This is a genomic window from Alkaliphilus transvaalensis ATCC 700919 (assembly GCF_000621485.1).
GTDB lineage: Bacteria > Bacillota > Clostridia > Peptostreptococcales > Natronincolaceae > Alkaliphilus > Alkaliphilus transvaalensis.
In genome coordinates, this window is the sequence record NZ_JHYF01000001.1 from 305,429 (window position 1) to 330,478 (window position 25,050).

Annotated in this window: 27 protein-coding genes; all 27 read left to right on the plus strand. The window is 34.4% G+C overall.

The window, feature by feature from the left end; all coding sequences use genetic code 11:
* The first annotated feature begins 13 nt into the window (after positions 1-13).
* The 27 genes from T335_RS0101305 (at position 14) to T335_RS0101435 (ending at position 25,030) form a co-directional block, all read left to right on the plus strand.
* On the plus strand, positions 14-361 hold the full coding sequence (locus tag T335_RS0101305) for a DRTGG domain-containing protein (protein ID WP_051569072.1): 348 nt from the start codon (positions 14-16) through the stop codon (positions 359-361).
* Positions 358-1,071: a PHP domain-containing protein gene (locus tag T335_RS0101310; protein ID WP_026475928.1), complete on the plus strand. Its 714-nt coding sequence runs from the start codon at positions 358-360 to the stop codon at positions 1,069-1,071. Before T335_RS0101305 ends, T335_RS0101310 begins: the two co-directional genes overlap by 4 nt.
* 39 nt (positions 1,072-1,110) lie before the next feature.
* Positions 1,111-1,656 (plus strand): ATP-binding protein, encoded by a 546-nt coding sequence (locus T335_RS0101315; RefSeq protein ID WP_026475929.1) that lies wholly within the window; start codon positions 1,111-1,113, stop codon positions 1,654-1,656.
* A 308-nt stretch (positions 1,657-1,964) separates the two neighbouring features.
* Positions 1,965-3,290, plus strand: a complete 1,326-nt coding sequence (rsxC, locus tag T335_RS0101320; RefSeq protein ID WP_026475930.1) for an electron transport complex subunit RsxC — start codon at positions 1,965-1,967, stop codon at positions 3,288-3,290.
* Between the two features lie 25 nt (positions 3,291-3,315).
* A complete protein-coding gene (locus T335_RS0101325) occupies positions 3,316-4,266 on the plus strand; it encodes an RnfABCDGE type electron transport complex subunit D (protein ID WP_026475931.1) in 951 nt (316 codons plus the stop codon).
* Position 4,267: 1 nt separating this feature from the next.
* Positions 4,268-4,825: an RnfABCDGE type electron transport complex subunit G gene (locus T335_RS0101330; RefSeq protein WP_034327488.1), complete on the plus strand. Its 558-nt coding sequence runs from the start codon at positions 4,268-4,270 to the stop codon at positions 4,823-4,825.
* 18 nt (positions 4,826-4,843) lie between these two features.
* Entirely contained in the window at positions 4,844-5,446 is a 603-nt protein-coding gene (gene rsxE / locus T335_RS0101335; protein ID WP_026475933.1) for an electron transport complex subunit RsxE, read from the plus strand.
* 13 nt (positions 5,447-5,459) lie between these two features.
* A complete protein-coding gene (rsxA, locus tag T335_RS0101340) occupies positions 5,460-6,041 on the plus strand; it encodes an electron transport complex subunit RsxA (RefSeq protein WP_026475934.1) in 582 nt (193 codons plus the stop codon).
* Between the two features lie 12 nt (positions 6,042-6,053).
* A complete protein-coding gene (locus T335_RS0101345; protein WP_026475935.1) occupies positions 6,054-6,890 on the plus strand; it encodes an RnfABCDGE type electron transport complex subunit B in 837 nt (278 codons plus the stop codon).
* Positions 6,891-7,316: 426 nt separating this feature from the next.
* Positions 7,317-7,835, plus strand: coding sequence for a Gx transporter family protein (locus T335_RS0101350; RefSeq protein WP_026475936.1), 519 nt, complete (start codon positions 7,317-7,319; stop codon positions 7,833-7,835).
* A 21-nt stretch (positions 7,836-7,856) separates the two neighbouring features.
* Entirely contained in the window at positions 7,857-8,105 is a 249-nt protein-coding gene (locus T335_RS0101355; RefSeq protein ID WP_026475937.1) for a DUF4321 domain-containing protein, read from the plus strand.
* A gap of 8 nt (positions 8,106-8,113) precedes the next feature.
* Complete coding sequence (locus T335_RS0101360) at positions 8,114-8,698, plus strand: Maf family protein (protein WP_026475938.1); 585 nt, start codon at positions 8,114-8,116, stop codon at positions 8,696-8,698.
* A gap of 71 nt (positions 8,699-8,769) precedes the next feature.
* Entirely contained in the window at positions 8,770-9,465 is a 696-nt protein-coding gene (gene radC / locus T335_RS0101365) for a RadC family protein (protein ID WP_026475939.1), read from the plus strand.
* A 16-nt stretch (positions 9,466-9,481) separates the two neighbouring features.
* Entirely contained in the window at positions 9,482-10,513 is a 1,032-nt protein-coding gene (locus tag T335_RS0101370) for a rod shape-determining protein (protein ID WP_026475940.1), read from the plus strand.
* A 15-nt stretch (positions 10,514-10,528) separates the two neighbouring features.
* On the plus strand, positions 10,529-11,374 hold the full coding sequence (gene mreC / locus T335_RS0101375; protein ID WP_026475941.1) for a rod shape-determining protein MreC: 846 nt from the start codon (positions 10,529-10,531) through the stop codon (positions 11,372-11,374).
* Positions 11,375-11,388: 14 nt separating this feature from the next.
* The gene (mreD, locus tag T335_RS0101380; RefSeq protein WP_026475942.1) at positions 11,389-11,883 is read left to right on the plus strand and encodes a rod shape-determining protein MreD; all 495 of its coding nucleotides are present in this window, start codon (positions 11,389-11,391) and stop codon (positions 11,881-11,883) included.
* Positions 11,884-11,904: 21 nt separating this feature from the next.
* Positions 11,905-14,724, plus strand: coding sequence for a penicillin-binding transpeptidase domain-containing protein (locus T335_RS0101385; RefSeq protein ID WP_026475943.1), 2,820 nt, complete (start codon positions 11,905-11,907; stop codon positions 14,722-14,724).
* Positions 14,725-16,002: 1,278 nt separating this feature from the next.
* Positions 16,003-16,341, plus strand: a complete 339-nt coding sequence (locus T335_RS0101390; protein WP_026475944.1) for a PadR family transcriptional regulator — start codon at positions 16,003-16,005, stop codon at positions 16,339-16,341.
* Positions 16,334-17,665: an FtsW/RodA/SpoVE family cell cycle protein gene (locus T335_RS0101395; RefSeq protein ID WP_051569073.1), complete on the plus strand. Its 1,332-nt coding sequence runs from the start codon at positions 16,334-16,336 to the stop codon at positions 17,663-17,665. The genes T335_RS0101390 and T335_RS0101395 overlap by 8 nt, the downstream gene beginning before the upstream one ends.
* Positions 17,666-17,837: 172 nt before the next feature.
* A complete protein-coding gene (gene minC, locus T335_RS0101400; protein WP_026475946.1) occupies positions 17,838-18,473 on the plus strand; it encodes a septum site-determining protein MinC in 636 nt (211 codons plus the stop codon).
* A 30-nt stretch (positions 18,474-18,503) separates the two neighbouring features.
* Positions 18,504-19,301, plus strand: a complete 798-nt coding sequence (gene minD / locus T335_RS0101405) for a septum site-determining protein MinD (RefSeq protein ID WP_026475947.1) — start codon at positions 18,504-18,506, stop codon at positions 19,299-19,301.
* Between the two features lie 21 nt (positions 19,302-19,322).
* Positions 19,323-19,607 (plus strand): cell division topological specificity factor MinE, encoded by a 285-nt coding sequence (minE, locus tag T335_RS0101410; protein WP_084280836.1) that lies wholly within the window; start codon positions 19,323-19,325, stop codon positions 19,605-19,607.
* Between the two features lie 19 nt (positions 19,608-19,626).
* Positions 19,627-20,037 carry a methylglyoxal synthase gene (gene mgsA / locus T335_RS0101415; RefSeq protein ID WP_026475949.1) on the plus strand — a complete coding sequence of 137 codons (411 nt, stop codon included), beginning with the start codon at positions 19,627-19,629 and terminating at the stop codon, positions 20,035-20,037.
* Positions 20,038-20,215: 178 nt separating this feature from the next.
* A complete protein-coding gene (locus T335_RS0101420; RefSeq protein ID WP_026475950.1) occupies positions 20,216-20,932 on the plus strand; it encodes a murein hydrolase activator EnvC family protein in 717 nt (238 codons plus the stop codon).
* A 13-nt stretch (positions 20,933-20,945) separates the two neighbouring features.
* Entirely contained in the window at positions 20,946-21,842 is an 897-nt protein-coding gene (locus tag T335_RS0101425; protein WP_026475951.1) for a site-2 protease family protein, read from the plus strand.
* A 609-nt stretch (positions 21,843-22,451) separates the two neighbouring features.
* Positions 22,452-24,290, plus strand: coding sequence for a TIGR03960 family B12-binding radical SAM protein (locus T335_RS0101430; RefSeq protein ID WP_026475952.1), 1,839 nt, complete (start codon positions 22,452-22,454; stop codon positions 24,288-24,290).
* Complete coding sequence (locus T335_RS0101435; protein ID WP_026475953.1) at positions 24,290-25,030, plus strand: TIGR03936 family radical SAM-associated protein; 741 nt, start codon at positions 24,290-24,292, stop codon at positions 25,028-25,030. The genes T335_RS0101430 and T335_RS0101435 overlap by 1 nt, the downstream gene beginning before the upstream one ends.
* Positions 25,031-25,050 lie beyond the last annotated feature (20 nt).

A 25,050-nucleotide genomic window follows, 5' to 3' on the forward strand; every position in this document is an offset into this window, starting at 1 on the left:
ATAGGAGGTTATGATGATAACAGTAAATCAATTGGTAGAAAAAATGGAGTTAGAGGTTATAGCAGGAGCAACAGGACTTAGTCAAGTTGTGGAGGGAATGTATATTGGTGATTTACTAAGTTGGGTTATGGCTAATATACGTAAAGGAAATTGTTGGGTAACAATTCAAACCCATGTAAATATTGTGGCTGTTGCAATGTTAGGAGAAGCAGCATGTATTATCATACCTGAAGGTGCTGACATCGATGAAGCCACTATTGAAAAGGCGAATGAAGAAAATATTCCTCTTCTCAGGAGTAAAGAAAGTGCCTTTCAATTAGCATTTAAATATGGACAACTATTAGAAGCTGATCAGTCATGAAGATTGCAGTAGATCTACATATTCATAGTGGACTTTCACCCTGTAGTGAAGAGGATATGACACCAAACAACATTATTGGTATGGCTAAGCTAAAAGGGTTAGATGCAATCTCAATAACCGACCATAATTGTTTGAAGAATATACCAGCATTTACTCAAGTGGCAGAGGAGAAACGCCTATTGTTAATACCGGGAGTGGAAATAACAACTAAAGAAGATGTACACCTGTTAGGCTATTTTAGAGATTTGGAATCTGCTTTAAATTTTCAGCAATTTATTGAAAACAACTTAATTGTTATGGCTTATCATGAGAAGATATTCGGTAGACAGCTCCTTTATAATCAATATGATGAAATAATAGGAGAATATCCTTCCCTATTATTGAATGCAACTAAGTTAACCTTAAGAGAAGCAATCGATGCGATTAAGAAATTTAATGGCATATCAATACCCGCCCATATAGACCGAGGAAGCTATAGTATCCTTTCTAATCTTGGTTTTATCCCCCCAGACCTTCTGATAAATACTGTTGAGTTAACTACTTCTTGTCGATATTCATCCTTAGTGGAAAAACATCCCTACTTATCTAAATACAAAAAGATTAAAAGTTCCGATGCCCATCAATTAGGTGATATATTAGAAAGAGAAGTATATTTGGAGGTAGAGGAACTATCAATTTCTGGTGTTATTGAAGCTCTAGAAAAAATGTGACATAAATAAAATGGAGAACTTAAATAGAGGTGATTTATTGTGAAGGAATTATCACTCCACATACTAGATTTGGCTGAAAATTCTGTAGGTGCTAAGGCAACACAGATAGATATAACAATTAAAGAAGATATTAAAGAAAACTTACTAACAATTTCCATTAAGGATAACGGATGTGGTATGGACTCGGAAATGTTAAAAATTGTATTAGATCCCTTTACAACTACTAGAACAACAAGAAGAGTGGGACTAGGACTTCCCCTTTTTAAAGCTGCAGCCGAAGAATGTGGAGGAAGTCTACAAATAGAATCTAAAAAAGGTAAAGGAACTACAGTAGTTGCAACTTTTCTTCATGACCATATAAACCGTGTACCTATAGGAAACATGGCTGACACAATGATAACCTTGCTGTTGGGGGATGAAAATATTGAGTATACTTACACCCATACCAAAGATATTGAGAAATTTTTTTTCAGTACTTTAGAAATTAAAAAAATACTTCAAGGACTGTCTATAACTGATATAGAGGTAATTACTTGGATTAAAGACTATATAGAAAGTGGGATAAAAAAGCTTGTTAAAATATAAATTTTGTAATATTATAGTATTTAATAATATTGAATTATTCTTTTATAAAAGTAATTCATCTTTACTAAAAATTGAGAGAGGGCTATGGGAAACTTAGCAATATCTCAATTTTATTTAATGATTCTGCATGAAGACAACTATGAAATAAGTTCTGAAGGATGCAAAGGTAGAAATCATAATTCGAAATTACTGTATACAGTATTCGATATTATTAATCTGCATTTGTACAAAGGAACTTGTATTTTTATGTAGAATACATTATAAAAAGCAAATTTTGTTATAATTTTATGTAAGGGGTGAAAATAACAATGAATTTTTTAACCTTTAAAGGTGGAATCCATCCACCAGAATTTAAAGAAGCAACTGAGCACCTAGCAATTGAAAAGGCTATCGACCCAAGTGTTGTTGCTATTCCACTTCAGCAACATATCGGGGCACCTTGCGAAGCTATTGTTAAAGCAGGGGATAGAGTATTGGTAGGGCAAAAAATTGGTGAGGCAAAAGGCTTTGTGTCATCACCTGTACATTCCAGTGTTTCTGGTGAGGTTAAATCCATCTCTATGATGCCAAGCGTCACAGGTGGAGAAGTACTTTCAGTAGTTATTGAGTCTGATGGACAGAATGAGGTAGATCCTTCTGTTAAACCAAAGGGGAAGCTAGAAAATTTAAAACCTGCTGAAATTATTGAAATTATTAAAGAAGCAGGAATTGTTGGTATGGGTGGAGCAACTTTCCCAACCCATGTTAAGCTATCTCCGCCACCAGAAAAGAAGATTGATACAATCATCTTAAATGGAGCAGAATGTGAACCTTATCTTACTGCAGACCATCGTTTAATGTTAGAGAAACCAGAAGATGTTGTTTTTGGTTTAATCGCATTAATGAAGGCAGTTGGAGTTGAAAAAGGTTATATTGGTATTGAAAACAATAAGCCAGACGCAATTGAAACAATGAAAAAGGCAGCTTCTAGCTATTCAAATATTGAGGTTGTTGCATTGTATACTAAGTATCCTCAAGGGGCAGAAAAGCAATTAATTTATGCTTGTACTAAAAGGGAAGTTCCATCTGGTGGACTACCAATGGATGTCGGTGTAATCGTTAACAACGTTGGAACAGCAGCACAAGTTGCAACTGCTATTAAAACAGGTATGCCTCTAGTAGAACGTATTACAACTGTATCTGGAAATGGTGTTAAAACACCTAAAAACCTATTAATTAAGATCGGTGTATCCATTAACAGTATCATCGAACAATGTGGTGGCTATGTTGGTGAACCAGGGAAAATTCTGATGGGTGGACCAATGATGGGATTAGCACAACCCTCAGATGAGGTTGTTACAACTAAAGGTTCTTCAGGTATTTTAGTTTTCACAGGAGAAGAGGCAGAAGTTCCAGAAGCCAGTGCTTGTATTCGATGTGGTAAGTGTGTTGACATTTGTCCTGCTTTCCTACAACCTCTTCACATTAGTAATTACTCCTTCAATAACATGATGGAGAGTGCTGAAAAGTATCGAGCTTTAGATTGTATTGAGTGTGGATCATGTTCATTTATTTGTCCAGCTAAGATACCTCTATTACAATCTATTAGAGTTGCAAAGCGATATATCATCGCAAAAAAAAGAAAACAAGCTTAATTAATGATGGGAGGGAAAAGAAATAATGGTAGAAAAATTAACTGTATCTTCTTCTCCACACGTTTGGTCTAAAAATACAACTTCAAAAATCATGTTAGATGTTGTTATTGCATTACTTCCAGCCACTATTGCTGCTGTATACTATTTTAGATTAAATGCTGCAATTTTAGTTGCATTAGCAGTAATAACTGCAGTTGTAAGTGAGTGGGGGATACAAAAAATAAGAAATCAAAAAACAACAATCCTTGACTTTAGTGCTGTGATTACTGGTTTACTTTTAGCTTTAAATATACCTGCTTCTGCTCCATGGTGGATTGCAGTTGTTGGTTCTGCATTTGCTATTATTGTTGTTAAACAGTTATTCGGAGGGATTGGACAAAACTTCATGAACCCTGCATTAGCAGCCAGAATCTTCTTAACAATTTCATGGACAGATAGAATGACAGCTTGGATTAGACCAGGAGTAGATGCTGTAAGTACAGCAACACCCCTTGCTTTAATTAAAGGTGCTACAGAAATTCCAGGAAATGCACCAAGCATATTTAATATGATAATTGGTAACACAGGCGGTAGTATGGGAGAGACTTCTGCAATACTATTGATTTTAGGTGGCCTATACTTAGTTTATCGTCGTGTAATGTCTCCAAAAGTTCCTGTTATCTATATTGGAACAGTAGCAATTTTAACTTTAATTTTTGGTGGGTTCGATATTAACTTTATGTTATATCATGTGTTTTCAGGTGGTTTAATGATCGGTGCTATTTATATGGCAACTGATTATGCATCTTCTCCAGTAACAGCTCGTGGTAAAGTAATATTTGCTTTAGGATGTGGTATCCTAACTACAGTGATCAGATTCTATGGATCTTATCCAGAAGGTGTTGGATTCTCAATTATCTTAATGAATATTGCTGCTCCACTAATCGAGAAATATACTAGTCCAAGAGTTTTTGGGGAGGTGAAGCAAAGTGCGTGATATGATTAAATTGGGTTTAGTACTTCTAATTATTTGCGCTATCTCTGCTTTCATTTTAGGAGTAACTAATGACTATACACAAGGAATTATTCAGGCAAGAGCCCACGAAGAAAATGTTGCGGCTATTAAGGTATTACTACCAGAGGCTGAAGAATTTGAGTTAGTTGAAGATGCCAATGTTACAGGGGTAACAGATATCGTAGAAGTATATCAAGGAACTAAAAATGGTGAGGTTGTTGGTTATACGGTAAAATCAAATCCTCAAGGATACGGTGGTAGAGTAGATATCCTTATTGGTATATCAATTGATGGTATCATTACTGGTGCTAAAGTTGGTGACAACACTGAGACGCCAGGTCTTGGAACAAAAATTGCAGATGCTGCATTTATTAACCAGTTTTTAGATAAAGCTACTACAAATGAATTCCAAGTTACTAAAGATCCTCAAAGAGAAAATGATATTGAGACGGTTACTGGAGCTACAGTTTCTTCGGAGGCAGTTGCTAGAGGTATAAACCGTTCTACTCAATTGTTTGAAGAAGTTTTGAAAAATCGCTAGGTCGTCGGAGGTGAAATGATGAAGTTTGGTCGAATTTTTTCAAGAGGTGTTATATTTGATAACCCTGTATTTGTACAATTATTAGGTATGTGTCCAACGTTAGCTGTTACTAACTCTGCTGAAAATGCTTTAGGTATGGGTTTAGCAACAACTTCAGTATTGATTGGTTCTAACTTAGTTATTTCTTTAGTAAAGAAGTTAATACCAAGTAAAATAAGAATACCATCCTACATTGTTATTATCGCAACCTTCGTTACGATTATAGGGATGTTAATGAAGGCTTTCTTACCAGATTTAGATAGAGCTTTAGGTATTTTTATTCCACTGATCGTAGTTAACTGTTTAATATTAGCAAGGGCAGAATCTTTTGCATCAAAGCAATCAGGTTTACCTTCTATTATTGATGGTATCGGGATGGGAGTTGGATTTACTGTTGCTTTAGTAATCTTAGGTAGTGTTAGAGAATTATTTGGTGCAGGAACAATCTTCGGTGTTACAATTTTAGGTTCTTTCTACGAGCCAGCAAGAGTTATGACATTAGCACCAGGAGCTTTCTTAGCATTAGGTTTACTATTAGCACTATTTAATAAAATTACTTCTAAAGAATTAAATGAACTTTAAGGAGGTGTAGGCGTTGTCAGTTTCTTCGATATTTTTAATATTAGTTAGTTCTATATTAGTAAATAACTTTATTCTATCAAGATTCTTAGGAATCTGTCCCTTCTTTGGAGTTTCTAAACAGGTAGAAACTGCCTTTGGAATGGGTATGGCTGTTACTTTCGTTATGGCCTTAGCTTCTATGATGACTTATATCATTCAAAATCAAATTCTAAAGCGATTTGACTTAGAATATTTACAAACAATAGCGTTTATTCTAGTAATTGCAGCATTAGTTCAATTTGTAGAGATGGTAATCGAAAAAACCAGTCCTACACTGTACCAATCTTTAGGGGTTTTCCTACCTCTAATTACAACAAACTGTGCAGTTTTAGGATTAACTATCTTAAATATCCAATTAGATTACAATATTATCGAAACGATGATTCATGCAATTGGTGCAGCAATTGGGTTTTCGTTAGCTATTGTATTATTTGCAGCTATCCGAGAAAGATTAGAGCTGTATGATGTACCAGAAGTATTCAAAGGTTTTCCAATTGCCTTAATTACAGCAAGTTTAATGTCGTTAGCCTTCTTAGGTTTCAGTGGACTTGTGTAAAGGAGTGATCAGATGAATATTCAACAAGTGATTGTACTACCAATCGTGAGTTTAGGTGGAATGGGACTTCTTTTCGGAGCAGGACTTGCCTATGCATCAAAGAAATTTGGTACTGAGGTAGACCCTAAACTATTATTAATTAGAGATGCGTTACCAGGAGCTAACTGTGGTGGTTGTGGCGTTCCTGGATGTGATAGTTTTGCTAAAGCAGTATTTGAAGGTAAACTTCCTGTAAATGGATGTCCTGTTGGTGGTGCTGAATGTGCCAGTGCATTGGCTAAGATTATGGGAGTAGAAGAAACAGAATCAGTTAAGACGGTTGCTAAAGTTATTTGTAATGGGACTACAACTAAGTGTAAAGAGCGATTTGAATATAAGGGAGTACAAGATTGTGTCGCTGCTTCAATGGTTGGTGGCGGAAGCAAATCTTGTGAATATGGTTGCTTAGGATTAGGAACTTGTGTTAGAGCGTGTCCATTTGATGCTATTGAAATTGTTGATGGAAGAATCGCTAAGATCATTCCAGAAAAATGTACAGCATGTGGAAAATGTGTTGAAGTTTGTCCTAAGAAAGTTATAGACATGGTTCCTTATGACCAAGATGTAGTGATTGCTTGTAATAACAAAGAAGTTGGTAAAGTTGTAAGACAAAAATGTAGCGTAGGATGTATAGCATGTAAGATTTGTGTTAAATCATGTCCTCACGAAGCTATTGATTTTGAAAATAACTTAGCCTTCATCAACTATGATAAATGTACTAATTGCTTTGTTTGTGTTGAAAAATGCCCAACTAAAGCAATCGAAGGTAATTATGAAAGAAGAGACATGCAAAAGAAGGATGTAATCTAATTTCATCAATGATAGAGATAAAAGAGTTTTCATAATGGAAACTCTTTTATCTGTTTTTGATAACTTTATTAAATATATTTAATAAAATACAAATGGCAATGATTAGAATTCTAATAATTACTACTTGTAAGTTGTTTCCTTTAATGATAAACTTTAATGGATTATGTGAATTTATTGCCATAGGAAAGTTTCAGAAAAGGAATGATTTGTACCCTGCAAAAAATAGAATTTTTTCGAAGTATATATATGCATTATATAAGGGGAAATTTGGAATATATATGCTATAAATTTTTGATAGAAAAGTTATATTTATTGCACATTCTATGTTAAAATATTATATAAAGTGTTCTATAATATATACTAATCTATAGAGCCCTTAAAGCAAAAAAATCCAGTTCAATAGTCAGTTAGAAAAGGGTGATGTAAATGAATACAAAAAAACTAACACATTTAGCAATGCTTACTGCATTAGGGTTAGCCCTACATGTGATCGAAAATTTTATACCAAATCCATTTATGGGAATTGCTCCAGGGGCTAAGCTTGGTTTAGCAAATATTATTGGATTAATCACATTAGTTTTGTTTGGTTTTAAATATGCCTTAAGCGTAAATCTTCTACGGTGTTTTTTGGGTGGACTAGCTACAGGTGCAGTTAGTTCTATGATGTATAGTATGGCAGGTGCCATTGTTAGTACCATTTTAATGTATTTAGTTTATAGATATTTAAGTAAATATTTCAGTTTGGTTGGGGTAAGTGTTTTTGGAGCTTTAGGCCATAATATTGCTCAGCTAACAGTTGCTAGTTTGTTAATTAGCAACCCACGAATCTTTATTTATTTGCCAGTACTAATGATGGCAAGTATTTTTACTGGGATTTTTATTGGTCTTACAGCAAACTTTACAATATCAAAAACAGGTCATTTAAATGAAGTAATTGGGACATAATTTACTTTAGGAGGACACAAAATGAGTAAGTACAAAAATCCTTGGCTATTATTACTTTTGTTAGTGACGGGAGTAGTTATAGGCAGCTTAATTGGCACTTCTTTAGGGAATGTATTGCCATTGCTTTCCTATGGGCCAGGTCCATTAGGACTAAGAAATTTAGAAGTGAATTTAGGTGTAATTTACTTTCATGTGACTATGCTTATTGAAATTAATGTTGCCAGTTTAGTGGGACTCCTTTTGGCAGTTCTAATATTCAATAGATTGTAGGTGGATTAATGACAAAATTGATATTGGCATCAAATTCTCCCAGGAGAAAGGAACTATTAACTAACTTAGGTGTTAAATTCGATGTGGTTGCAAAAGAAGTTGATGAAATTAAAGAAGTTGATTATGATCCCTATAAGCTTGCCTGTGAAAACGCTTTTAGGAAAGCGCAGGCAGTATTAACTGATGTAAATGAAGAGTCTATTATTATAGCAGCAGACACCATTGTGTATCATCAAGGGATATTGGGTAAGCCAGCCAATGAAGGTGAAGCTTATGACATGCTTAAATCACTTTCTGCCACAGTTCATGAAGTAATAACTGCTTTTGCTGTGGTGGAATATCCATCTAATAAAAAGATTCTTTCATCTGAGACTACTAAAGTCTATTTTAAAGAGTTAAATCATGATGAAATTATGTCCTATATTCGCTCTGGTGAGCCGATGGATAAAGCAGGGGCATATGGGATTCAAGGAAAGGCATCTTTATTTGTGGAGAAAATAGAAGGTGATTATTTTAATGTCGTAGGATTACCTTTATTTAAAATAGAAGAAACATTAAGAAAAGAGTTTGAGAAAAGTTTATTAAATTATTAATTTTGCATTTTATTTTAAATAATTGGAATAAACTAATCGAATAAATTATATGTATGGTTGGGTGAAAAGGAATGGGAATAGAAGGGTATACTACAATTAAGAAGATGCCACAGGACGAGAGACCAAGGGAAAAATTACTAAAATATGGAGTTAGAAAACTATCTAACGCCGAACTTTTGGCAATACTTTTATCAACGGGAACGAAAGATCAATCTGCTTTAGGTTTAGCAGAAAACATCTTAAGCTTTAGCCAAGAAGGATTACGATTTTTAACAGATGGAACAGTAGAAGAATTAAGTCAAATAAAGGGAATTGGTTTAGCTAAATCATCTCAATTAATTGCTGCTGTCGAGTTAGGCAAACGTATAGCTTTGGCAACAAAGGCTAATAATTATAAAATAAAGGGACCAGATGATGTAAGTAACCTGCTAATGGAAGAAATGCGCTACTTGAAAAAGGAACATTTCAATATAATTTTACTAAACACAAAAAATGAAGTGATAGCTGTAGAAAACATCTCAATTGGAAGTTTAAATGCATCAATAGTTCACCCGAGGGAGGTTTTTGTCAGGGCTATCAAAAGAAGTAGCTCATCAATTATTTTGGCCCATAATCATCCAAGTGGTGACCCAAGGCCGAGTAATGAAGATATTAAAATAACCCAAAGATTACAAGAAGCGGGAAAACTTATTGGTATAACAGTCCTAGATCATATTATTGTGGGAGATGGCAATTATTACAGTTTAAAAGAGAATGATTTAATGTAGAGGAAGGAGCAGTATAATGGGCATATTTAAATTCTTTTCAAAGGATATGGGTATAGACTTAGGAACAGCAAATACATTAGTTTATGTGAATGGTAAGGGGATTGTTTTAAGAGAACCTTCCGTAGTTGCGATACAAAGTGAGACTAAAACTGTTTTAGCAGTTGGAGAAGATGCTAAAAAGATGATAGGAAGAACTCCAGGGAATATTCGAGCAATAAGACCAATGAAGGATGGTGTAATTGCTGATTTCGATGTAACACAAAGTATGTTAAAATATTTTATTAGAAAAGCTTATTCAAGAAAAACATTAGTTCAACCAAGGGTAGTTGTCTGTGTGCCTTCAGGGGTTACTGAAGTTGAGAAAAGAGCTGTTGAAGAAGCTGCTTATCAAGCAGGAGCAAGGGAAGCCTTTTTAATAGAAGAGCCTATGGCAGCCGCTATAGGAGCAGGTTTACCAGTTGCCGAGCCAACAGGTAGCATGGTTGTAGATATTGGTGGTGGAACCACTGAAGTTGCTATTATTTCCCTAGGTGGTATTGTTACCGCTAAGTCCATTAGAGTAGGTGGCGATGAGTTAGACGAATCGATCATTAACTACATCAAGAGGGAGTACAATTTAATGATTGGTGAACGTACGGCAGAAGAAATAAAAATTACCGTTGGCTCTGCTTTTCCAAAAGTAAAGGAAGAGAAGATGTTAATAAGAGGTAGAGATTTAGTATCTGGTTTACCAAAGACTTTAGAAATAACTTCAAAAGAGATTATGGAGGCCCTTAAAGAGCCAGTGAGTCAAATTATTGATGCAATAAAGTATACATTAGAAAAAACACCACCGGAGTTAGCTGCTGATATTATGGAAATTGGCATTATGTTAACTGGTGGAGGGGCTTTACTAGATGGATTAGATAAACTAGTAAAAAATGAAACGGGAATGCCTGTAAGAATAGCTGAAGAACCTCTAGATTGTGTTGTACTTGGAACAGGTAAAACAATTGAAGATTTAGATGCTTTAAAGAACGTACTAATTACTCCCAAGAAACTAGGATAGAGTGGGTGATTACTGATGGGTAAAAGGGGTGCTAACAAAGATCGCTCTGCCATAGTGGTTGCTATTATAGCTATTATACTCATTATTATTATGGGTGTAACTGCTGGACAGAGGGAAGAGATAACTGTTGTTGAAAAATGGGTGGGGAATATTATTTCCCCTGTTCAACAGGTGATAAATACTGGTGTCACCACAGTCGGTGATGGTTTTATTTCAGTATTTAGTGTTTCAAAAATTAAACGAGAAAATGATGAATTAAGATCACAAGTAGAAGAGTTGGAATCAGAAGTAATTACTACCCGTTTAAATCGTGATGAATTAGAAGAGTTGAGGGAATTAAGATATGCTCTAAATTTCTTAGATGAAGAAGCTGAATTTGACACAATTGTAGCCGACGTTATAGGAAAGACACCTGGCAACTGGTTTAATACTTTTACAATTAATGCTGGAGAGCAACATGGCATATCAAATGAAAGTATTATAGTAGCTTCTAATGGTTTAGTAGGAAGAGTATTTGAGACAGGCGGAAATTGGGCTAAAGTTGTATCGATCATTGATAACAACAGTTCAGTAAGTTTCCAAGTATTAAGAGATGGCGATTCTCAAGGGATTGTATCGGGAAGTATTAGTAATGATCTAACTGGATATTTATTTGATGCAATGGCAGATGTTGTGATCGGTGATAAGCTTATTACTTCTGGCTTAGGAACGTTTCCTCGAGGGATTCCTATCGGTGAAGTTGTCGATGTCTCTAGATCAGCCGATCAACTATTAAAGACCATAACCGTTGAACCAGCAGTAAACTTTAAGAGGATTAGGAAAGTCATGGTAATGACACCTAACTTCACTTATGAACAATAAAAGGGGAAAGTAAAGTGAAGAGTATTGTCATTGGAATGATCATTATTGTTAATTTAATATTACAATCCACACTATTTCAGTACTTTAAGATTTTTGATGTGCTACCCAGTACTGGACTTATTTTGGTAATATCCTTCTCCATTTACAGCGGAAAGTATAAAGGCGCTGTAATTGGATTTTTTGTAGGTATTTTACAGGATATTATGTTTGGTCGAGTTATTGGATTAAATGCTTTGGTCTTTATGCTTACAGGCTATGTGGTTGGATTAATTAATCGTAAGGTATTTAAGGACAATTTATTAATCCCTTTTGCCCTTACTGCATTAGCCACAGTATTTTACGAAGGTGTTAATATGCTATTTATCTATCTATTGGGTTATAGAATAGAGCTATTAAATATCTTTAAGAAAATGTTAGTAGTAGAAGTGTTGTATAATTCTATTTTTTCCGTTTTTATTTATATTTATGTATCTAAATTATTTCAATCTAGATTAATGAAAAGAAGGTAACGTGAGGTAGGTGGGGTGTCTATGCTTCTTAATAAATTTAAGGATCGTTATTTTGTAACAACTACTGTTTTTGTGATGATTTTTACAATCATTTTATTTAGATTAGCAGACTTAATGATTGTAAATGGTGAAACCTATAGAGAACAAGCAGAAAACAGGATTTTTAAGAGTATTGAATTGGCTGCTCCTCGAGGGGAAATAAGAGATCGATATGGTAGACTGATAGCAGGGAATAGAACAAGCTATACTGTACAAATTATGAAAAATGAAGTTACAGGAGATTCAGTTAATGATGTTGCCCTAAGACTAACTCAGATTTTTGAAAGTAATGGGGATCAGTATGTAGATGAGTTTCCAATAATAGTCGATGATAATGGTCAATACCACTTTACTTTTGATTTAGAAAAGGAAGATTGGAAGGAAAGAAACGATCTTTTGGGGGTAGAAACAGCATCAGAAGCTTTTCAAATCTTATTAGATCGTCATGGAATACAGGAAGAAAGTGTGGGAGCTGCACAAATAGAGCTTCTAAACTATATGTCATCTGTACCAATATCAGTAGCAAACCCAGAAAACTTAAGATTTACCTATGATATGAGAAAACAAAATTGGTTGCAAGATCACGGGATAAGAGACCCAGAGGAAATTGCTATCATTACAGCTAAAGAGGCTTTTGATCGAGTCAGAGAACGGCCTTATGATCTAGAAAGTACCTACTCGGCAGAAGATGCCAGAAGAATTATGGTTATTAAAGAGCAATTAAGAAAGACAGGTTTCCTTCAGTATCAACCTGTTAGAATCGCCCACGATGTTTCAAAGGAATCTATTATTCAAATAGAAGAGAACATCATGGAATTACCTGGAGTAAATGTTGCCTTCGAACCAATAAGATATTATCCAGAAGGTGAAACTGCCGCCCATATCTTAGGATATATGGGGAAAATTTCACAAACCCACGAAATTGAAAAGTATGTCAATGAGTTAGGCTATAATCCAAATGATATGATTGGGAAAACTGGGATTGAAGAAAAGTTTGAAGAAACTTTAAAAGGGACTAATGGATCCCAGAATGTAATTGTAGATTCTCGAGGAAGGTTGGTTAATGTTATAGAGACTGTTGACCCAGTTCCTGGAAATACTATTTATTTAACCATTGATTTAAATATTCAAAAAAAGGCAGAAGAAGTTCTAAAAGTGGTATTAGAAACTCTTCAAGTTGGTGGTGTCTATGAAACCCAATGGGGAAGTGCTAGACTTATGGGTTCAGCTGGCATTATGAAGAATGCCAAGTCAGCTTCTGTTGTTGTAACAGATGTTAATACTGGTGAAGTATTAGCACTAGCAAATTATCCTTCCTATGACCCTAATCTATTTGCAACTGGCATCAGCACAGAAGATTGGAATAGTCTTCACCCTGAAAATACGAGGGATCTTTTAGCACCTAGTCCATTAAATAATATTGCTTTAAGTACAGCGATACAGCCGGGTTCTACCTATAAAATGTTGGTAGGTTTAGCCGCAATTGAACAGGGGCTTGACCCAAATTATAAAATATTGGATAGAGGATTTATTCAAGTAGGGGGTCACTCTTTTGGTAACTGGCTTTGGAATCAAGGTAGAGGACAAACTATGGGGTGGCAAGGACTACATCAAGCTATTGCTGACTCTAATAACTACTATTTCTACTCCTTAGGTACTGGGTATGATCATGGTATTGAAAGATGGTTACCTATATCTATGAATGTGGATACCTTTATTGACTATAGTCACCGCTTTGGATTAAATGATAGAACTGGAATCGAAATAGATGTACCGAGGGAAAGATCCGGTGGAGTACCAAGTGTTGAAAGTAAAACCAGAACCATTAAGGCGTTATTAACAAGACAATTAGAAAGACAATTACGACCTGCTGACTTTGAAGAAATTATTGGAATACCAACTCAGGAGGAAATACTGGATATTATAGAGGAAATCGTAAGTTGGACGGAAGAAAACCCTTCAAGACCAGTGCTTTATAATAGACTAGTTGATATAGGTCTACAGGCAGATAAAGCTAGTATTTTTGCTGACTTAATTAAGTTCACCTACTTTAATCAAGCAAGATGGAGTAAAGCTGATACAATGAATTTTTCCATTGGCCAGGGTGAACATGCCTATACTCCGATTCAAATGACTAACTACATGGCTATTTTAGCTAATGGTGGATACCGATACAAAGTTAGTGTGTTAAATAAAATTACAGATTTTGAAGGTAACATAATTAGTGAGCATCCACCAGAATTAATTGAGAGAATTCCAATGAATGACTACAGTAATTTAGATGAAGTAAATTATGGAATGTATCTGGTAAATACAACCGGTACAGCTAGAAGTCATTTTTCTAGATTCCCAATAGATGTTGCTGGAAAGACAGGTACAGCCCAAAGATCGGGAAAAATACCACCTCTTGATGAAGTAGAATATCTAAAGAGGCACTTAGGTGCCTTCGGGGTTACAGAGGCTGCTGTTTATGAACAAATGGAAATAATGCGAACAGAAGATCGTGATAATCCACGAATCCACGATGATGCATATGTCATGAGGGAAGCAATTAAGCAGTTAAACCCACGAATCAAAAATGCTGATCTTGATCATTTTAAAGAGGATTATGATAACTTTGCATGGTATACAGGCTTTGCTCCTTATGAAAATCCAGAAATCGCAATTTCTGTCCTCATCTTCCAAGGTGGTTCCGGTGGATATGGTGCACCAATCTTTAGGGAAATTGTAGCAGAATATATGGGATTAAATATTAAAGAAGATAGTACTGAGATGATTATGCAAAACAGACTCACTCAGTAGAGACTACCCTATAGGCTGATGGTCGATATCTTCTTGGTGACTGTGAAAGCTCACTGCCCTTACGTATCACGATATACGTTGAGGACGGTGGGCTTTCTTTTGATTTGAATATTGGGCTACATAACTTGTCTTACAAAGTGAAATGTATTATATCATCTTTAGCTTTAGAAAAAAATACACCAGCTAATCTGACATAAGGAGCATACATATCACTAATAAAGTAATTTACATTCTGTGGTATTTAAGTAAGTAAATATTTTACCAACTATAGAAAGGTAGTACTTTTCAAAAAGATAAGTAGAACTTCTTTTTGTACAATCAAAAAGCAAGAGGGAAAAGATGATTTTCTTTAGAGAATTACTATTTTAAGGTATTGACAACATTTTCAATAAAACCTACGTTAAGGCAAAAACCAAGGGTGAAAAGATTACAGACTGCTATAAATCCAACTTAAAGAGTCAATAAAAAAATATATTCCATTATTTACATTTTTTGTTTAATATGTTATTATTTATTATGAATTCAAATAATATAAGTGAAAGGATGATCAAAATGAAAAAATTGTTTAGTTTGATGTTAGTATTGATATTTATTTTCGCTTTAACGTCTTCTAGTATTGCAGCTGACACACACCCAAACTCACACTGGGATTGTAGTATTGGTGAGCATAACTACAGGGTATACAATGTTGAGAACTATTATCAGGTATCTTACCCAGGAATGTGTAGCCATAATAGAAACTGTATAATTACAACCTATTATAGAACTACTGCTTACATGTGTGCTGCATGCGGTCATTATACAACTACAACTATTATAACGGGTGAGAATCATTCTAATCACTAATTTTTTTTTTAAAAGCTACAAAAATCGGCACTTTGTCAACTGGTGTTGGTGAAGAAAAATAAAAAATATAAAACAACTGAATAAACAATGAAAAATATAATCTAAAGGCTTAGGAGAATATTAGGTGGTATATCTCCTAGGCCTTTAATGTTGATTTATTATACAATCATCAAGAGACAATTTGACAGCACTCCCTTGTAAAATGTGGTTTTGGTCGATTATATTTTACCAGAGTATTGTCAGTTGTCTTATTTTTTTTGCAATAAAAAAGGTGCTGGCTTTTAATCACTAACACCAAATATTATAGAGGCAATTATTCTTGGTAGATAGACAATGAGGTCAAAATTAAAATTCAAAAAAATTGACAAATACTGTAATTAGATATAAGATAATACATAGATATATAATACATAGATATAGGAGGTATATAAAGTGAAGATTAATAAAGAACTCTTGAAGGGTAGTACCACAATGCTAGTGCTAAATCTTCTAAGTAGTAGCGAAATGTATGGCTATCAAATGATAAAAGAGTTGGAGCAGCGTTCTGACAATAGCTTTACTTTGAAGGAGGGAACATTATACCCAATTTTGCACACCCTTGAAGGTCAAGGGATGATTGAATCCTTTTGGGAAGATACAGAATCTTCAAGGAAAAGAAAGTACTATAAAATTACTTCACAAGGTAGAAAACTGTTAGAAGAGAAGGAAAAAGAATGGCGATACTTTAGTAAAACTGTGAATCAAGTCATAGGGGGTGCATGTCATGAATAGGGAGGTGTCTAGCTTTTTAGCTACAGTCTGTCAAGAAATCAAGTACAAAGGAGTACATAAAGCTATTTCATTGGAATTACAAAACCATCTTGATGAGATAATTTTAGCCTATCTCCAGAAAGGGATATCGGAAGAAGAAGCTGTTAAAAAGGCCCTATATCAGATGGGTGATCCTGTAAAAATTGGTAAAAGTTTAGACCAAGCCCATAAGCCTAGAACAGAAGGCTGGCTATTAGCCCTGGTAGCAACAATGATTATAATAGGTTTTGGGGTAGTAAATGCATTATCCTATGTGACAGGAAGTTATATCACATCTGCTAGCTTAATATCCTACACCATGTATTTGATAGTAGGATTAGTGGTTTTTATTGGGTGCTATTTTACTGATTACACAAAATTGGAGAAATTTTCTTTACCTGTGTTTCTTTCTACTGTTGCGTTACTATTTTACTACATTAAAAAAGGTACTTATATCTATGGAATACCCCAGATAACAATAGGAAGTCTATCTTTTAATCCAACTTTTATTTTTCTTCCCATATTCTTGATCTCCTTTGCTGGGCTATTAAATAGATGGGCCAATGGTAAAGTGATGGATATGTTAAAACTGTTAATTTTAGGGGGGATTGCTGTAATAGCATGTTATGTACAGCCATCGTTTGTAAGTGCGATGCTTTTAACAAGTGGCTTTATAGTTACCACAACAATAGCTATACTAGGGAAAAATTTTAAGGGAAATAAGAAAAAGTTTTTAGTAGCTCTTTATGGAAGTGCATGTTTTAGTTTTATTCTAATAATATTATTTCTAATAAGACAGGGCTTAAGATGGTATCACTTATTCCCCCGACTACAACACCCTGCTGGAAGATATGTACATCAAATTGCCCTAGAATTATTGACAGGGGCAAGGTTTATAGGGGAGGCTAACGGCTTATTTGTTGATAATGGGTTCGAAAAAATATTGAGGCTACCAATGGCCAATGGAGATTTTGTGTTTGTTTATATTGTTGCTGCCTTTGGGTGGGTAACAGGTATTTTAGTATTAATAGTGCTTCTTACAACAATTCTTCGCATGTTAGCTACTGCCATGAAAATTAAAACCACCTATGGAAAGTTCTTATCAAGTTCTATCGTCACAGTATTTGCCCTACAAATTATTTCAAATCTATTAATGAATTTTGGCATATTTCCCAATACCGGAGCCACCATCCCCTTTATTTCCTTTGGTGGATCAAGTTTTATCGCCAATATGGCCTTAGTAGGCTTCCTGTTGGGAATATATCGTAGAAAGGATATGGTTTTATTAGTTCCATCTGAAAGATAAGCATACAAAACCCCTTTATATGGAAACATAAAGGGGTTTTGTATGTTGTAAAACCATTTACAGGACTATAGTACCGAATATTTTTTAACCCTCTTAGCAGGATTTAAATCATCAATGGAGAATGTTATAGATAGGGTAAAACTATGTAATTTATTGGTGGAGGTAGGATTAAATGCCCCAAGATAACGCAGTCGAGTTTAAAGGCACAAAAAAAGGAATTTATGTACAAATTAAACCATTAAATGATTTTGAAACCATCAAGCAACTACTGATAGAAAAGCTAGATAAAACTAAATCTTTTTTTAGTGGTGCTAAGATTTTAGACATTCAATGTGAATCCCTAACTGCAGAAGAAAAGGAAGAGTTAGAAAACATTATGACTAACGATTATCAAATGCAGCTTCAAAGGGAAATAATACAAGACAATACTTCAGTTGAAGTAGAAGACGAAGTTTTTCAAGGTATAAATGAGGGTAAAACTAAATTTGTACAAGGTACTGTTAGATCAGGCCAAAAGATAGACTACAATGGGAATGTTGTTATTTTAGGAGATGTTAACCCAGGTGCAGAGATCATTGCTTATGGTAACATCATTATAATGGGAAGTCTAAGAGGAATTGCCCATGCAGGAAGTAATGGGAATACAAAGGCTTGTGTAGCGGCCTATTATCTAGATCCAACTCAGCTTAGAATTGCAGACAAAATTGCAAGATCTCCCGACGGAGAGTATGAAAAACCTAAAGGGCCCGAGTTGGCAAAAATAAAAGATAATGTAGTGTATATTGAACCGTATTTAACAAAAAGATAAAATGAGTATTTGTTAGGGGGTTATTAAAAAATGTCACAAGTAATTGTAATCACATCGGGTAAGGGTGGAGTTGGTAAGACAACTACAACTGCTAATCTTGGTACTGGACTAGCTAAAATGGGTTATAAAGTTGTAGTGGTGGATGCAGATATTGGTTTAAGGAACTTAGATGTTGTTATGGGTTTAGAGAATAGAATTGTATATGATATTGTGGATGTAGTTGAAGGAGTCTGTAGACTTAAGCAAGCTCTGATAAAAGATAAACGGTATGATGGTTTATATTTGCTACCAGCTGCCCAGACCAGAGATAAAAATGCTGTTACGCCTGAACAAATGCAGGGACTTACTAATGAATTAAGAGAAATGTTCGATTTTGTGATAATTGATTGTCCAGCTGGAATCGAGCAAGGATTTAAAAATGCAATTGCTGGTGCCGATAAAGCTATTGTTGTAACAACACCAGAAATATCAGCTGTTAGAGACGCCGACAGAATTATTGGACTACTAGAAGCGGCTGAGCTGAGGGACCCGTTACTAATTATCAATCGGATACGTATAGAAATGGTGAAAAAGGGAGATATGATGAATATTGAAGATATGATCGATATTCTAGCCATAGATCTTTTGGGAGTTGTTCCAGATGATGAATCTATTGTTATTTCCACTAATAAGGGGGAACCGGTAGTTACGGAAAATTCCTCTTTAGCAGGACAAGCCTACCGAAATATTACTAAGCGCTTAACGGGTGAAGAAGTACCCTTCATCAATATGGAGACTGATGGAGGATTTGTTACAAAACTAAGAAAAATCTTCGGTTTTGGTAAGTAATCTGGGTGGAAGGAGGAGTATATAGTGGATTTTTTCAAACTGTTTTCAAAAGAAAGTAATACTAGTAAAGACGTTGCAAAAGAGAGACTAAAATTAGTTTTAGTTCATGACCGAACTAACTGCTCTCCTGACTTTCTTGAGATGGTGAAGGGGGATATCATAAAAGTAATTTCAGATTATATGGAAATTGATGAAGCAGGTCTAGATATTAAAATAACTAAAACAAAGCGTGAATTAGACGAAGGTAGTGTACCTGCACTAGTAGCCAATATTCCTATTAAAAAGATGAAGGATAGAGGAAGATAATTGAAATTGGAGGATCATCATGAATATAGCACTGATAGCCCATGACCAGAAGAAGGACTCAATGGTAAACTTTGTAATTGCCTACGAAAACATATTAAAGGACCATAATCTTTTTGCAACAGGTACTACTGGTAAGAAAATTATGGAAGCCACAGGACTGAAAGTCCATAGATTCCAGTCAGGTCCCTATGGTGGTGATCAACAGATTGGAGCTAAAATAGCAGAAAATGAAATGGATATGGTAATTTTCTTAAGGGATCCTATGGCTGCGCAACCCCATGAACCCGATATACAAGCACTAATTAGACTCTGTGACGTTTACAAGGTGCCTGTAGCAACAAACATTGCTACCGGAGAAATTCTAATTAGAGCACTTGAGCGGGGAGACCTTCAATGGAGGAAATTTATCAAAGAAAGTAAGCATGACTAGTTTGATTTACTGAAAATGATTTAAAGTTAGGAAACTTTTAAAAGTACATATATCTCTAAAAAAGACTATAGCAGTTATAGTCTTTTTTAGTTTTTGAAGGAATGGTAATAGTCAGTAATAAATCTCTTCTTCCAACAATATATTATACTAATTCAAACTAAGGGAGAGGAGAGTTTTGATGAGTACTAGTAAAAACCGCCAACAACCCTTCGGCTTTTTTGCAAAACTAAACCAACAAAGACCTATTGGTACTGAAAAGTCGATGTTTTCTTTTGATATTAATACAATACTAAAGCGAACAGTAGTCCAAACTGTTATTTGTGTCTTTTTATTTATTATTATTTTTTTAATCAATATGATTAACACTGGTTTTACCAACGGAATCAGCCACCAACTGGCCTATAGAATGAATCAAGAATTTAATTATAAAGAGAGTTATCGTATGGTGGTAGGATGGGGAAATCAATTAATTGTTAAAGGGGAAGAAGCCCTAGAGGCACTAAATTTAACAGATATAAGTCAGCGAAACTTTATAATGCCGGTGGAAAACAACATTCTTACCTATTTTAACGAAATTGATCCAGACACCAGTAAAAAGGTAAATGGTATTATATTGGGGACACCAGAAGGTAATCCAGTTGTTGCTGCTGATGAAGGGGTTGTTATAGAAGTTGATTCAAGTCATGGTTTAGGTCATTATATTGTAATTAAACATAGAGGAGAGTTTCTAACAGTTTATAAGCATCTACAAAGTAGCCATGTTGAATTAAATATGAAGGTAGTAAAAGGAGAGGAAATAGGGTTATCCTCCAATAAGTTGCTTTTTGAAATATGGCAACGTCAAGAGCCTGTAAATCCTCTAAATTTCATTGATGTAGAGCAAATAAATTTATAAGTTGGTATATAATATGATAAAATTTAAGTTATTTGGAATGGAAATCAAAATAAACCCTTTACTATTCCCATTAATTACTCTGAGCTTTTATTTGGGCCATTATAGAGAGTTGATCATAACCCTTGTTATTGTAACCCTACATGAAATGGCCCATTATAAGGTGTCGGAGTATTATGCTATTAACATAAAAGAAATAGAACTATTTCCCTTTGGTGGTGTGATTAAAGTAGACGACGAATTAGTGTTAGAACCCTATAAAGAGATTATTGTTTCAATTGCAGGACCTTTGTCAAATTTCTTGATGTTTTCCATCGGATATTTTTTAGGGCTTTATTTCCCTATAAAGGAAGAACTTCTCATGATCTTTTTAAGAGCAAATATTATGATAGGCATTTTTAATCTAGTACCAATTATCCCTTTAGACGGGGGGAGAATATTAAGGGCAATATTAAATTATCTATGGGGAATGAAACGAGCAACAAAAATTTCAGTTTTAATTGGAAAGACCCTGTCGGTGCTATTACTTTTAACTGGTATATATTATACTAGTCAATCTATAGAGCATTTGTATTTGATTCTGTTAGCCATCTTTCTATACTTTAACGTACATAGAGAAAAAAAGATGGTATTTTTTCTGTTTTTTAGGGATGTTCTTCGAAAGAAAAAAACCCTACAAAAGAAAGGCATCATGAACTCTAAGTATCTAACCGTAATCGAAACCATCGACATAAGTAGGGTTTTTCATGAATTTTCTACGGGAAGGTATCATTTTGTAACTGTTATTAGTTTGAAAGGTGAGATATTAGGAACATTAACTGAGAGTCAGATTTTAGATGCAGTAGCCAGCTATGGAAGTGAGATGACGATAGGTGGGCTAATTAAAAAATCAAGTATGAATAGGTTATCATAATCATGTAAAAGCTTCTCAATAAAGCAGTAGAGACTTATTATAGACTATTCAGTTTCAATTAATGGTTCTTAGTCTTAAATCGAGAAGCTTTCTTATAACGAATAGGAAAGTTCGACTTTAATTATTATTAAAATAAGAGAACTTTACGTAATGAGTTTCAAGATAAGCAGATAACCAATTTAATGGATTAAATTGTGTAAGTCGCTTAGTTTTTTTCACCTAAAGTCATCCTATAAATCTTCCGAAGGAAGACTTTGTTATAATTAGAATATCCTTTTAAAGTTATTATATAAAAATCTATCTGTTTAAATTTGTAATTGAAGAAACTATTCTTTATTTAGATGTTATCTAATCGAAGAAATTACATAACACCATAAATATGAATTATGTAGGGTTTATGCAAAAAAATAAAATGTTTTAAAGAACTAATTAACAGTGAAAATTATTTTTTTATTAGAATTGTAAATTGAGATAAATAAGTTATTGCTTTTTAAAATACTTTTGTATATGATGAAAAAGCAAGATTTAAACTCATATAATGGGGAAAAATATGTTATCATATACAATAGAAGTATTAAACAAATGAAGAAGTTGATTGGAGGATCAATAATGGGTAAATTAGCAATACACGACTTACTATACAAGGTCGAAAAACCAGCAAGATACTTGGGTAATGAACTCAATAGTGTACATAAGGAAGTAAATGACAACACAATCCGTTTTGCCTTTTGCTTTCCTGATATATATGAAATTGGAATGAGTCATTTAGGAATGCAAATTTTATATCATCTGTTAAATAGTAAGGAAGAAGTATTCTGTGAAAGAGTATTTTCGCCAGCAGTTGATATGGAAGAAGAAATGAGAAAAAATAAGATACCGCTATTTGCCTTAGAGAGTAGAGAACCAATTAAAGAGATGGATTTTGTAGGCTTTACATTGCAGTACGAAATGAGCTACACAAACATACTGAATATGTTAGATTTAGGAGAAATTCCGCTGTATTCAAAGGATAGAGACGAAAATCATCCCTTTGTAATCGTTGGGGGACCATGTGCCTATAATGCTGAACCAATAGCTGATTTTTGCGATATTATTATATTAGGTGAAGCTGAAGAAGTTATGGTAGAAGTAATTGATGCATATAGAGAGTTTAAGAATACTTCCTTTAGTAGAAGGTCTTTTTTAGAAAAGATTGCAAGTATCCAAGGTGTGTACATTCCCTCCTTTTATGATGTTACATATAAAGATGACGGAACAATTGAGGCAGTAAAAGCAAATAACCCTAATGCCCCAGAAAAACTAAAGAAGAGAATTATTCAAAATCTAGATGAAGTATTTTACCCAGAAGAAATTTTAGTACCCTATTTAAATATTGTCCACGACCGTGTGATGTTAGAAGTATTTAGAGGATGTACTAGAGGATGTCGTTTCTGTCAAGCGGGAATGATCTATCGACCAGTAAGAGAAAAGGGCTTTGATAGATTACAAGAGCTTACAGGAAAGCTTTTAGCTAATACTGGGTATGAAGAAATTTCATTGTCGTCTTTAAGTACTAGTGATTATTCAAACCTCGACTCGATTGTCAGACATTTAATAGATGAGTATGAAAAGGATAAAGTTGGAGTATCCTTGCCATCCCTTCGTTTAGACAACTTTACCTTTGAATTAATACAAGAAATACAAAAAGTTAGAAAAACAGGTTTAACCTTTGCCCCAGAAGCAGGAAGTCAGCGTTTGAGGGACGTAATTAATAAAGGATTAACTGAATTAGACCTAACTAATGCAGTTGAAAAAGCCTTCGGTTTAGGGTGGAGTAGCGTAAAACTTTATTTTATGATTGGATTACCAACAGAAACCTATGATGACTTAGACGGTATAAAAGACTTAGCCTTTAAGGTTGTGGATATTTATTATCAAACAGACAAAGAAAAAAGAGGTAAGGGACTAAATGTTACAGTAAGTGCCTCTACTTTTGTACCAAAACCATTTACACCATTCCAATGGGAACCACAAGATACCTTAGAAGAAATATATAGTAAGCAGCGACATTTAGTGGACAAGTTAAAGCGTAAAAATATCACCTTTAATTATCATGATGCCAAGACTAGCTTCTTAGAGGGGATCTTTGCAAGGGGAGATAGAAGACTATCTAGAGTGTTAGAAGAGGCCCTAAAGGCAGGCTGTAAGTTTGATGGTTGGAACGAACACTTCGATTATAACCGATGGATGGAGGTTTTTGAAAAGTGTAATGTTGATCCTGCATTTTATGCTAATAGAAGAAGAGCATATGATGAAGTACTTCCTTGGGATCATATAGATGTTGGGATAACTAAGAAGTTCCTAGTTAAAGAGAATGAAAAGGCTAAATCAGGGGAATTAACGCAGGATTGTCGTACTAATTGTTCAGGTTGTGGTATCAACAATGGTTTTATAGGAGGAATATGTTAATGTTTAAAATGCGTTCAAGATTTACTAAAACAGGAGACTTAGTATTTATATCCCACTTAGATCTTGTTAGGGTGTTTGAAAGAGCCATGAGGAGGGCAAATATCCCAATTTCCTATAGCCAAGGATTTAATCCTCATCCTATCATGGCCTTTGCTACTGCCCTGGGAATAGGGGTAAGTAGTGAGGCAGAATATATTGATATTCAATTAGATGAGGAAATAGATGTAAATGAATTTATAAGTCGTCTAAATGCTGTTCTACCAGAAGGATTAAAGCTACTTAAGAGTCAGTATGTAGCACCTAAAGCAGAGTCATTAATGGCAATTTTAAAGCGTTCTATTTACATAGTAAAGGTAGATTTAGAAACACCTATGGAAGAAGATGCTGTTAGGGCTCAACTTTCAGATTTTATCAAAAAAGAGGAAATTATAGAAGTGAAAGAGAAGAAAAAGAAAAAGGGTAAAGGTGGATTTAGACGGGATCGTGATAAAAATAAAGTGCAAGAAACAAATATCAGACCACTAATTCATGAACTAATTATCTTCTCTCTTAATGGACAAGAAATGCTTCTAAAAATGAATTTAGCAGCTGGAAGTGTTGGAAATCTAAAACCAGAAATAGTAGTGAAACATCTTAAAGAATTAACTGAAATTCCATTAAACTTAGAATCCGTCAGAATTAGTAGGCTAGAATCCCTAAAGGAACATAATGGGCAATTTGTTACATTGATGGAGGAATAGCATTAAATAAGTTGGGAGTT